This is a genomic window from Rossellomorea sp. LJF3 (genome assembly GCF_037046045.1).
Classification (GTDB): Bacteria; Bacillota; Bacilli; order Bacillales; family Bacillaceae_B; genus Rossellomorea.
Window position 1 is genome coordinate 1 of sequence record NZ_JBANLY010000042.1, and the last position, 11042, is coordinate 11042.

The 11042-nt window shown below is 45.5% G+C and carries 11 protein-coding genes; 9 read left to right on the forward strand and 2 right to left on the reverse strand.

The genetic code is table 11. From position 1 onward, the window contains the following. Positions 1-141: 141 nt before the first annotated feature. Entirely contained in the window at positions 142-861 is a 720-nt protein-coding gene (locus V8G47_RS20430; protein ID WP_336201644.1) for a protein-glutamine gamma-glutamyltransferase, read from the reverse strand. A gap of 122 nt (positions 862-983) precedes the next feature. Further along, on the reverse strand, positions 984-2258 hold the full coding sequence (locus V8G47_RS20435) for a replication-associated recombination protein A (RefSeq protein ID WP_336201645.1): 1275 nt from the start codon (positions 2256-2258) through the stop codon (positions 984-986). Positions 2259-2462: 204 nt separating this feature from the next. Here V8G47_RS20435 and cymR point away from each other — a divergent pair, with 204 nt between their 5' ends. From cymR to V8G47_RS20480, 9 genes are all read left to right on the forward strand, one after another. After that, a complete protein-coding gene (gene cymR, locus V8G47_RS20440; protein ID WP_336201646.1) occupies positions 2463-2882 on the forward strand; it encodes a cysteine metabolism transcriptional regulator CymR in 420 nt (139 codons plus the stop codon). A 13-nt stretch (positions 2883-2895) separates the two neighbouring features. After that, complete coding sequence (locus tag V8G47_RS20445; protein WP_336201647.1) at positions 2896-4038, forward strand: cysteine desulfurase family protein; 1143 nt, start codon at positions 2896-2898, stop codon at positions 4036-4038. Between the two features lie 50 nt (positions 4039-4088). Further along, positions 4089-5204: a tRNA 2-thiouridine(34) synthase MnmA gene (mnmA, locus tag V8G47_RS20450; protein ID WP_336201648.1), complete on the forward strand. Its 1116-nt coding sequence runs from the start codon at positions 4089-4091 to the stop codon at positions 5202-5204. Positions 5205-5359: 155 nt separating this feature from the next. Then, the gene (locus V8G47_RS20455) at positions 5360-6031 is read left to right on the forward strand and encodes a tetratricopeptide repeat protein (protein WP_336201649.1); all 672 of its coding nucleotides are present in this window, start codon (positions 5360-5362) and stop codon (positions 6029-6031) included. Between the two features lie 17 nt (positions 6032-6048). After that, complete coding sequence (gene recD2, locus V8G47_RS20460; protein WP_336201650.1) at positions 6049-8448, forward strand: SF1B family DNA helicase RecD2; 2400 nt, start codon at positions 6049-6051, stop codon at positions 8446-8448. 134 nt (positions 8449-8582) lie between these two features. Beyond that, positions 8583-9179 (forward strand): biotin transporter BioY, encoded by a 597-nt coding sequence (locus V8G47_RS20465; RefSeq protein ID WP_336201651.1) that lies wholly within the window; start codon positions 8583-8585, stop codon positions 9177-9179. A 15-nt stretch (positions 9180-9194) separates the two neighbouring features. Continuing rightward, a complete protein-coding gene (gene bioB / locus V8G47_RS20470) occupies positions 9195-10202 on the forward strand; it encodes a biotin synthase BioB (RefSeq protein ID WP_336201652.1) in 1008 nt (335 codons plus the stop codon). Positions 10203-10398: 196 nt separating this feature from the next. After that, positions 10399-10584, forward strand: a complete 186-nt coding sequence (locus V8G47_RS20475; RefSeq protein ID WP_034757353.1) for a hypothetical protein — start codon at positions 10399-10401, stop codon at positions 10582-10584. A gap of 6 nt (positions 10585-10590) precedes the next feature. After that, the gene (locus V8G47_RS20480; protein WP_094075150.1) at positions 10591-10731 is read left to right on the forward strand and encodes a YrzQ family protein; all 141 of its coding nucleotides are present in this window, start codon (positions 10591-10593) and stop codon (positions 10729-10731) included. Positions 10732-11042: the final 311 nt, after the last annotated feature.

Genomic DNA, 11042 nt, shown 5'->3' on the forward strand with positions numbered 1-11042 from the left:
CTGGACATGGCGAGGGCCATGTCCAGCCTAGAAACAGGAGAAAAATCTTTTAAAATATCAGAAAACCCCACCTTCGGTTAAAGTGAAGGTGGGGTTTGTCTACAGTCTGAGAGGGACGGACTTATCATAGTCCGTCCCTCTTTATGTGTAGCGATATAAATCAGAAAATTTCAGGCGGGTAACTTGTTCAAGGAGGTAGGCAGACTTCGTTGCATCCTTTTTGCGAAGTGTATTCAGGGCCTCAATCATTTCGTCATGCGTCATGAGTCCCACCCCGTGACCGAAATACTGATCTTCTTTAATAAAGACCGAGTTTTCACCCATCCAGATCGGATCTTCGAAATCGGGATTGAAGAAGTAATAGACATCCCCGGGGATATAATCCAGCCCTTTGTATGTGACCATGGGAAGATCATCATCATAGTTGTGGCCCCACACAAGGAGATGCGAGTATAGTTCATTGAAATAGGAAGGTTTGATCGTATCGAGGATGGATTTATAGTAAAGCAGGACAATACTTGTGACACATTCGAAGCTGTACGCAGAACTGTTGGTGAAGATATCATCAATGGCGTCGGATGGAAGCTTGGATTCCTTCAAGCGGTATCCATAAGGGGTCTTGATCCAAAATGTCGGGTTGAACTTCGAATGTTCGAAGGCTGAAAAAGTGGCGTCACTTTCATTCATTTTTTTCGCATTGCTAATGATTCTTTCTCTTACTTTCAGCTCATATTTGAGCTCTGGAAGATTCCGATACCGATAGTCGGTGGGGCTTTCTTTTAATGTAGTAAATATATTTTTTTCAACAGCGGTCAGGTTCGGTAAATCCTTAGGGGTGGATTCATTTTCGATGATGATCAATCTATACACCTCCAGGCATTTTTATTAATGTATGTTTGGGTGGGGGATATGGTATTAAGAGAGTGAAAAAAATGGAAGGAGAAACGAAACTCTTCCGTTTCTCCTTCCATTAAGTTTGCAGGTTATTTATTTTGCTTATTTATCTTCTCATACACCCCAGCGATGGCCTGTTCGAACTTCCCTGTTGCTTTCGGGGTGTAGTAGTGAGCCTTTTTCAATTTATCCGGCAGGTAGGTTTGCGCCACCCAGCCGGATTCATAGCTGTGGGGATATTTATACTCCACACCTCTGCCCAATTCCTTTGCCCCTTGGTAATGTGCGTCTTTCAGGTGATCCGGCACCTCGCCGCTCTTGCCTTTCCTGATATCTGCAAGGGCAAGGTCGATGGCGGTGATCGCAGAGTTCGACTTAGGAGAAAGGCATAGCTCGATGATGGCATTAGCCAACGGGATCCTGGCTTCCGGAAACCCGATCTTCTCAGCTGTTTCCACTGCCGCGAGTGTCCGTGATCCCGCCTGGGGATTGGCAAGTCCAATATCTTCATAGGCAATGACCAATAGTCTCCGTGCAATGCTCGGCAGATCTCCTGCTTCCACGAGTCTTCCAAGGTAGTGGAGGGCTGCATTCACATCACTCCCGCGGATCGATTTCTGAAATGCGCTGACAACATCATAGTGAGCGTCGCCATCCTTATCGTGAGAAAAGCTTTTCTTCTGTAGGCACTCTTCTGCTATGGAGACATCAATATGAATGACCCCATCGTCACCTGGGGAAGTGGACAGTACAGCCAACTCCAATGCGTTCAATGAACTTCTTACATCACCGAAGCTGCTGCTTGCAAAATGTTCAATCGCTTCGTCGGTTACATCGAGTGAATATCCGCCCAAGCCGCGTTCTTCATCTTCAATGGCACGGGTCAGGGCGATTTTCATTTCTTCTATGGAAAGAGGCTTTAATTCGAATATCTGGCATCTGCTTCGAATGGCCGGATTGATGGCATGATAGGGGTTGCTTGTTGTAGCCCCAATCAATGTGATCATCCCGTTCTCTAAATAGGGAAGGAGGAAATCCTGCTTTCCTTTATCCAGTCGGTGGACCTCATCCAATAGGAGGATCACCTTTCCTGACATCTTCGCTTCTTCCGCTACGATCTGAATATCTTTTTTATTATTCGTCACGGCGTTAAGGTTCTTGAAACGGTACTTTGTACTTCCGGCTATGGCACTTGCGATGGACGTTTTTCCAATGCCGGGAGGTCCGTACAGGATCATGGATGATAGCTGCTTCGCCTTCACCATCCGGTCGATGATTTTTCCTTCTCCGACTAAATGCTGCTGCCCGATGATTTCCTCGATGGTCCTTGGTCTCATCTTAAAGGCAAGTGGTTTTATCGACATGAAACATCTCTCCAAACTGACGTTCTAGTACCATTCACTTTATCACAGGAGGTACCATTAAGGAAATATTGTGGATGCACAATGAGAATGAAACCGCCCCTTTCACAGTGTGGGCACGATTATGCTATAATAACAAAAGTCAATAAGAAGAAAAACGTCCCGTCTCAAAATGTGACGTTATTAAATATAATAGAGGTGCTGGACATGAAGATATCAACTAAAGGCCGCTACGGTTTAACCATTATGATAGAACTTGCAAAACGCCATGGTGAAGGGCCGACTTCACTGAAAACAATCGCACAGCAGCATGAGCTGTCTGAACATTATCTTGAGCAGCTTGTCGCTCCACTCCGGAACGGCGGTCTGGTCAGAAGTATCAGGGGCGCGTATGGTGGTTATGTACTGGGCCATGAGCCATCTGACATTACAGCGGGGGATATTATCCGGATCCTTGAAGGTCCGATCAGTCCCGTGGAAGGAATCGAGGACGAGGAACCGGCAAAGCGTGAACTGTGGATCAGGATCAGGGATGCCGTCAAAGAAGTACTCGACAATACAACAATAGAAGATTTGGCCAGCCACTCTGATGACGATGAATCAGATGCGTACATGTTCTATATCTAGGAGGTAACAATCAATGGAAAGAGTGTATCTGGATCATGCTGCAACGTCGCCCATGCATCCTGAAGTGATCGATGAAATGACAGCAGTGATGAAGGAGGCCTTTGGCAATCCATCGAGCATTCATTCATTTGGACGTGCATCACGTCACCTTGTGGATCATGCACGGACCATCATTGCAGATAGCATCCATGCCGATTACAATGAAATCATTTTCACCAGTGGCGGGACTGAGGCGGATAATTTAGCGATCATCGGAACGGCCGAAGCCAATCAGGAAAAGGGTAACCACATCATTACGACACAGACCGAGCATCATGCCGTGTTGCATGCATGTGAATTTCTCGAATCAAAAGGCTTTGAGGTCACGTACCTGCCTGTGGACCGCTCAGGAAGGATAGCGCTTGGGGACCTGGAAAAGGCACTGCGTGATGAGACCATCCTCGTGACGATCATGTTCGGGAATAATGAAGTGGGGACCCTGCAGCCGATTAAAGAAATCGGTGAATTATTACAGGATCACCAGGCCTATTTCCATACGGATGCTGTACAGGCCTTCGGATTGACTGGCATCGATGTTAAGGATCTGGGGGTCGATCTGCTTTCGGTTTCAGGGCATAAGATCAACGGTCCCAAGGGAATTGGATTTCTTTATTCCCATAAAGGTGTGGATCTTCAGCCGGGATCATTCGGCGGGGAGCAGGAACGGAAGCGTCGTGCAGGAACAGAGAATGTCCCTGCAATCGTGGGTCTGGGCAGAGCAGTGGAGCTTGCCCGGCATTCTCTTGAAGAGAAGCATGCATTGCTATCTGGTCTCAAGAATTTACTTAGACAAACATTGGCTGATGAGGGGATTGAATTCGAAGAGAACGGATCCCTTGAGCACGGATTACCCCATGTGCTAAACTTAAGCTTTCCCGGCACGGATGTAGAATCCATGCTGATGAATTTGGATATGGCAGGTATCGCCGTTTCAAGCGGTTCCGCTTGTACGGCTGGATCGATAGAACCATCACATGTACTTGTGGCGATGTATGGGAAACAGTCTGACCAATCAAGGAACTCGATCCGGTTCAGCTTCGGTCTTGGAAATACGGAGGAGCAGATTGAGAGGACGGCCCATGAAGTCGCAAACATCGTGAAGAGATTAACAACATAAGAGGGTTGTCTTTAATGGGGCGATCGAACGGAAACAAGGAGGTGGCGTTAGTGAAAAAAGAACCAAAAGATACGAGAGTGGTCGTTGGGATGTCCGGTGGAGTGGACTCTTCTGTAGCCGCATTGTTATTGAAACAGCAAGGCTATGAAGTCATCGGGATTTTCATGAAGAACTGGGACGATACCGATGAAAACGGAGTATGTACGGCAACCGAAGACTACAACGATGTGATTCGGGTCTGTAACCAAATTGGGATTCCTTACTACGCTGTGAATTTTGAGAAACAATACTGGGATAAAGTGTTTACGTACTTCCTGGATGAATATAAAGCCGGCAGGACCCCGAATCCCGATGTGATGTGCAATAAAGAAATCAAATTCAAGGCATTCCTTGATCATGCACTGAAATTGGGTGCGGATTATCTCGCAACCGGTCACTATGCACAGGTTGAATATCGTGACGGAGAATATAAGATGCTCCGTGGCGTCGATCACAATAAAGATCAAACATACTTCCTCAATCAACTTGGTCAGGAGCAGCTTGAAAAAGTGATGTTCCCCCTTGGAGGCATCGAAAAGAAAAAGGTAAGGGAAATCGCGAAGGAAGCTGGCCTTGCTACTGCAACCAAGAAAGACAGTACGGGCATTTGCTTTATTGGCGAACGCAATTTCAAAGATTTCCTGAGTAACTATCTTCCGGCGCAGCCTGGAAAGATGGAGACGCTTGATGGAAAAGTGATGGGGAAACATGATGGATTAATGTACTATACCATCGGTCAGCGTCACGGACTTGGCATCGGTGGTGCAGGTGAGCCTTGGTTCGCCATCGGGAAGGACCTGGAAAGAAATGTCCTTTACGTAGGTCAAAGCTTTGAGCACCCTGCCCTTTATTCCGATTCCATCCTTGCGACGGATGTTCACTGGACATCGAATGAAGAGAAATCGTCGGAGTTCGCATGTACGGCAAAATTCCGTTACCGTCAGGATGATAATAAGGTCACGGTCATTCCATTGGAGAGTGGCAAGGTGAAAGTCATTATTGATGAACCTATTCGAGCGGTGACCCCGGGACAAGCCGTCGTTTTCTACAACGGTGATGAGTGTCTTGGTGGAGGAACGATCGATACGATCTTTAAAGATGAGAAAAAACTGACGTACGTCGGATAATGAAAAAGGACTGGGAAAAGGAGAAGGGAATCTCTTTTCTCTCAGTCCTTTTTTTCATCAAGGAAGGATTCCATTTCAGGATGTCCCTTATGTTATACTAATAACGATAAAAGGAAGTACATACATAAATAATAGACCATATAGAGGTGTTTACATTGGATAAGAATTTAAAAGGCATTGAGTTATTACAAGAAGGAAAAGTAGAAGAGGCGGTAAAACTCTTTACAGAAGCCATCGAAGAAAATCCAAAGGAACCGGTTGGGTATATCAATTTCGGAAATGTATTGATGTCGGTTGGTGACAATGAAAAAGCGAAGAAGTTTTTTGAACGGGCGATTTCCGTCGATGAAAACGCAGGAGCAGCTTATTACTCTCTCGGAAATCTGTTCTTCAATGAGAATAAGTTTGACGAAGCAAAAGATCAATTTGAGAAGGCCATCTCAAAAGGAATGGAGAATGCCGACGTATTCTTCATGCTTGGAATGAGTCTGTTCCAGTTGGATCAGCCAAGATTTGCATTACCGTACTTTCAGCGAAGTGTTGAATTGAATGAAGAAGACATCGAAGCGCGTTTCCAATTAGGATTGTGTCTTGCGAAAGTGGAAGCATATGAAGAAGCGATCACTCAATTATCCCAGGTGGTGGAAGCAGACCCGGAGCATGCAGATGCTTATTATAATCTGGGGGTTGCGTATGCAGGACATAAGGATGATGCAGATACGGCACTCATGTATTTCAACAAAGCCATTGAAGTTCAACCTGATCATATGCTGGCAGGTTATGGAATCAAGATGATCGAAAAGCTTAAAAATGAACAAAGTGAATAGTTAGGGGGTTCACTGCCTTGAGCCAGCAAGACTCTTTAAAGCTGTTTGGTGAGGAAGAAATTTATATAAAAGGAAGGCATCTTGTCACTATTTTTCATAATGAGGAGAATCTGTATACGGTTGTCAGAATCCGTGTGGATGAAACAAATGATATTTATGAGGATAAAGAAGCGGTCGTAACCGGAAATTTTCCTAAGATACATGAAGATGAGACCTATGTATTTTATGGAAGGTTTCAAGAGCACCCAAGATTTGGCATGCAGTTTCATGCCAAGCATTTCAAGAAAGAAATCCCCCAAACCACACAGGGCGTCGTCCATTATTTATCAAGTGATCTCTTTAAAGGGATCGGCAAAAAAACAGCTGAAAAGATCGTGGAGCATATCGGGGAAAATGCGATCAGTAAAATACTCGAAAATCCAAGCCTCTTAGATGAAATTCCAAAGCTTCCAAAAGAAAAGGCGAAGAGTATCTATGATACGTTATCTGAGCATCAGGGACTCGAACGGGTCATGATCATGCTGAATGAGCTTGGATTCGGTCCCCAGATTTCCATGAAGGTCTATCAGGCTTATAAAGAGCAGGCACTTGAAATCATTCAAAAGAATCCTTATAAGCTTGTGGAAGATATTGAAGGGATCGGCTTTACCCGGGCAGATGAATTGGGGTCTAAGATTGGTTTGACAGGCAGTCATCCGGACCGGATCAAAGCGGGCTGTTTATACACCCTGGAACAAACATGTGTCAAGCAGGGTCATGTATATCTTGAAGCGGAGGAACTCGTTGTAACGGTGAAAGAGCTCCTTGAGAAAAGTCAGCCTGAAAGAATCGAGTTCACCGACATTTCCACTCAGTTGGTTTCCTTGGAGGAAGAAGGTAAAGTCATAGGTGAAGGGACGAAGGTGTATGTTCCCTCCCTCTATTTTTCTGAAAAGGGGATTGTGACCAATATTGAGAAGATACTGTCCCAGACACAATATAAAGATCAATTCCCCCAGTCTGAATTCCTTCTGTCACTTGGTGCCCTTGAGGACAGGCTTGGGGTGCAGTATGCGCCTTCTCAGAAGGAAGCCATCGAGACGGCATTGATGTCTCCCATGCTCCTGTTGACGGGTGGACCGGGTACGGGGAAGACCACTGTTATTCAGGGGATCGTGGAACTGTTCGCGGATCTTCACGGGTGTTCGCTGGATCCCAAGGATTACAAAGATGAACCGTTCCCCGTTTTGCTCACGGCCCCTACAGGACGTGCAGCTAAGCGGATGACGGAATCAACGGGGCTGCCGGCCATGACGATCCACCGACTCCTCGGATGGAATGGTCAGGAAGGATTTCAGAGCGATGAAGAACGGGCCATCGAGGGCAAGCTGTTGATTGTGGACGAAGTGTCCATGGTCGACACCTGGCTTGCCCATCAATTACTGAAGGCTTTGCCTGAGGATATTCAAGTCATATTTGTGGGGGATGAAGATCAATTGCCGTCCGTCGGTCCAGGTCAGGTACTGAAGGACTTATTGAATTCGGAAAGCGTGCCGACTGTCAGGTTGACGGATATTTACAGGCAGGAAGAAGGTTCCTCGATCATTGAACTTGCTCACTATATGAAAAGGGGACAGGTTCCGGCAGATTTGACCAAACAGCAAAAAGATCGTTCGTTCTTTCCCTGCAGGACGAATCAGATTTCCGAGGTCGTTCAGAAAGTGGTGGAAAATGCCAAGAAGAAGGGCTACTCACCAAAAGATATACAGGTCCTTGCCCCTATGTACAGAGGGCCTGCAGGGATCGACCGATTGAATGAACTTCTTCAGGAAATCTTTAATAGCAATGATGGGACCCGTAAAGAAATCGCCTTCGGGGACGTGAAATACCGGATCGGGGATAAAGTCCTTCAGCTTGTTAATCAGCCTGAAAACAATGTTTTCAACGGGGATATCGGTGAGATCGTTTCGATATTCTATGCTAAGGAAAACACTGAGAAACAGGACATGATCATCGTTTCGTATGAAGGAAATGAGGTCACGTATACTCGACAGGATCTCATGCAAATCACCCATGCGTATTGCTGCTCGATTCATAAATCCCAGGGAAGCGAGTTTCCCATTGTCATTTTGCCTGTCGTGAAGAGTTATTACCGGATGTTACGGAGAAATCTCCTATACACAGCCATTACAAGGAGCAAGCAGTTCCTCATTCTCTGCGGGGAGCTGGACGCTTTCAAACTTGGGGTGGAGAGGGAAGATGATTTTCTCAGGAAAACGACCTTGAGCGAGAAGCTGAGGGGCTTACTGAATCATGAGGGTAGTCGTGTGGAAGAGGATTCATCGGAGGGGGAATTACCCATTGAAGAATTCCTGCTGACTGAAGACCCGATGATCGGAATGGAAGGGATCAGCCCTTACGATTTCATGAAAGCATAAAGTTGATGAATGATTATTTCATTCATCAACTTTTTTTAGGTTTATTGTTAACTATAATTAAAATTAAGTTGACATATATTTAATGAAAGCGATATCCTTATCTTGTAGAAAAAATGACAGATGGGGGAAGACAGATGAACAGAAAATTAAGGACAATCGATCTTACACTGGCAGGGATGTTTGTTGCACTTATGGCGATCGGTGCCAACATCACGACATTCGTACCTTTTATGGTAGTGGGCGGTGTACCCATTACGTTACAAACGTTCTTCGCCATTTTAGCAGGGGCGATCCTTGGAAGCAGAATCGGAGCGATTTCCATGACAGTGTACGCATTGGTCGGTCTCGTGGGGGTCCCTGTATTTGCACGATTTGGAGCAGGGTTATCTTCTATAGTGAGCCCGACTTTCGGATTTGTCATTTCGTTTATTTTCACGGCTTATATCACAGGGAAAATCGTGGAAAAACATAAAGGTATCAAAGTATATATCTTCGCCGCACTGGTCGGGATGGTGGTCAATTACGTAGTCGGAACAAACTGGATGTACGCTGCCTACAAGTTCTGGGCACAAGCCCCTGAAGGATTCACCTATAAGCTCGCATGGGCATGGATGGTCGTCCCGTTGCCTAAAGACATCATTTTAGCCGTCTGTGCAGGTGTCATGGCACACCGTTTAGAGAAATCGGTGCTGTCAAAAAGTACATTCAGAAATTTAAAGCGTGCAGCTTAATGGGGAGGTTGTCAGATGAAAACGTGGAAAACACTTGCGGATGAGGTCATCGAGGGAAGGGAACTGACGAATGAAGAAGCTTTAGCCATCCTGCAAAGTCCGGATGATGAGCTTCTGGAGTTATTGCACAGCGCGTACGTGATCCGGAAACATTATTATGGAAATAAGGTCAAATTAAATATGATCATCAATACAAAATCGGGACTGTGTCCTGAGAATTGTGGGTACTGTTCCCAGTCGAGCGTCTCTGATGCACCGATCGAGAAGTACCGCATGGTGGATAAAGAAACCATCATGAAGGGAGCCGAAAATGCTCATCAACTGAATGTCGGCACCTACTGCATCGTCGCAAGTGGCCGCGGGCCGAGCAATCGGGAAGTGGATCATGTTGTATCGGCGGTTAAAGAAATCAAGGAACAGTATAATTTGAAGATATGCGCCTGTCTCGGATTATTAAAGGGTGACCAGGCGAAACGGTTAAAGGAAGCAGGGGTGGATCGCTACAACCATAACATCAATACATCCGTTAACCATCATGAAAACATCACCACTTCCCATACATATGAAGACAGGGTGAATACCGTAGAGCAGGCAAAAGCAGAAGGTATTTCCCCTTGCTCCGGAATCATCGTCGGCATGAAAGAAACGCTGCAGGATGTGGTGGATATGGCACATAGCCTGAAGATTCTCGACGCCGACTCGATACCGGTCAATTTCCTTCATGCCATCGATGGGACGCCTCTTGAAGGAACGGATGAACTGAACCCGAGATATTGCTTAAAGGTCCTTTGCTTGATGCGCTTCATCAATCCGACGAAAGAGATCCGGATATCCGGTGGGCGTGAAGTAAACCTGCGAAGTCTGCAGCCATTGGGCCTTTATCCCGCAAACTCGATCTTTGTCGGGGATTACCTGACGACAGCGGGGCAGGACGGGACAGCGGACCATAGAATGCTTGAAGATCTCGGATTCGAAATTGATTATGTGAAAGAAGAAATCGGGCGGTCCTTCACCACTCAATAAAAATATTCAATGGATGCTATGGAAAAGGTTACTCCTTATGAATTCAGGAAAATATCCCACACTATATAAGAACGTTGATATTGCATCAATGTTCGTGCGTCAGAACTCATCAAACAAGTATAAAACATGCACTGATTGGACATGATGGTAAGGAATAATCACCATTATCCGGTGAAGCCCTGAGGTGAACGTACCGATGAAGTGTCCAAATTGTCAGAGCAAAGATATCGGAAAGATCGGCATCAACCAATACTATTGTTGGGGCTGCTATATTGAACTTTCCTTATCTAAGGGAGTCATTCATACTCACCAGGTGGAAGAGGATGGATCACTCAGCTCCTTAGATGACTTGTTTGATGAGGAAGAACGCCGACTAAGCTAGGAAGAGGTGTCTTTCTTGAATAAAACATTTGCATCCATCGTTGGTTTTGGAGCAGGAGTCGCGGCTTCCATCTATTCTCAAAGATCCAATATGATGAGTCAGAGACAAATGAAACGAATCCGCAAACAAGTAAAGAAACTTTTTTAACAGATGAAAGAGACTGGCTCATTGTGGGTCAGTCTCTTTTTTTTGGGAGGTGATAGCGTTATGGCGTTTTGGTGTTAAATGGTAAATTACGCAATTAAAAGAAAAATGACGCAATCACCTCTTATTCTGACGCAAAAAAAGAAAAAATGACGCAATGACCCCTGATTTTGACGCAATTAATGAAGGTACGACGATAAGACCGGTCCGACCCCCTAAGTTTGGACACGTTCTCCATATTTCTTAAGGTTCCTTAGTTTTTCAATTTACTACCGCGCTTTCGCTTGCTTGCCTCCATTTCTTCAAACTGGAAG

Bases quoted from the DNA above. Each gene is read 5' to 3' on its own strand.
- V8G47_RS20435 (WP_336201645.1), bottom strand. From the start codon at position 2,258: ATGTCGATAAAACCACTTGCCTTTAAGATGAGACCAAGGACCATCGAG.
- cymR (WP_336201646.1), top strand. From the start codon at position 2,463: ATGAAGATATCAACTAAAGGCCGCTACGGTTTAACCATTATGATAGAA.
- V8G47_RS20445 (WP_336201647.1), top strand. From the start codon at position 2,896: ATGGAAAGAGTGTATCTGGATCATGCTGCAACGTCGCCCATGCATCCT.
- V8G47_RS20465 (WP_336201651.1), top strand. From the start codon at position 8,583: ATGAACAGAAAATTAAGGACAATCGATCTTACACTGGCAGGGATGTTT.
- bioB (WP_336201652.1), top strand. From the start codon at position 9,195: ATGAAAACGTGGAAAACACTTGCGGATGAGGTCATCGAGGGAAGGGAA.
- V8G47_RS20475 (WP_034757353.1), top strand. From the start codon at position 10,399: ATGAAGTGTCCAAATTGTCAGAGCAAAGATATCGGAAAGATCGGCATC.